The 485-nt window shown below is 50.5% G+C and carries 1 protein-coding gene; it reads left to right on the top strand.

The genetic code is table 11. From position 1 onward, the window contains the following. The coding region (locus tag UF06_RS02805; RefSeq protein ID WP_045569086.1) for a methyl-accepting chemotaxis protein at positions 1-485 on the top strand (485 nt) is incomplete at both ends.

Below are 485 nucleotides of genomic sequence, written 5' to 3'. Positions count from 1 at the left end.
GGTAACGCAGACAGCACTGCGCATAGCTCTGAAGAAGCGGTGCAAGCATGTGCTCACGGTTCTAGCCAAGTGAATCAAACGCAAGGTTCTATCCAGAATCTGGCGCAAGAAGTTCAAGCCGCGACAAATGTTATCCAAGAACTTGAAGCGCACGGTAATAGCATCAACACGATTCTATCGACGATTCAAGATATTGCAGAGCAAACTAACTTGTTGGCACTGAACGCAGCGATCGAAGCGGCGCGTGCAGGCGATCAAGGTCGTGGTTTTGCGGTCGTTGCTGACGAAGTTCGCGTATTGAGCCAACGTACTCACGCATCGACCAAAGAAATCCAAGAAACGATCGAAATGCTTCAAGGTACAACCAAGAAAGCGGTTGATATCATGGGAGATGGTCGTCGTTTGGCTGATACCAGTGTGGATGACGCGAATTCTGCAGCAGCGAGCCTGACGCAAATCCACAGTGCGGTAGAGCGCATCAGCGA

The sequence above is a fragment of the Vibrio sp. S234-5 genome (genome assembly GCF_000960595.1).
In the GTDB taxonomy this organism is placed as follows: domain Bacteria; phylum Pseudomonadota; class Gammaproteobacteria; order Enterobacterales; family Vibrionaceae; genus Vibrio.
The sequence above is the reverse complement of the archived record's forward strand: the minus strand, read 5'-3'. Positions and strand labels throughout refer to the sequence as shown.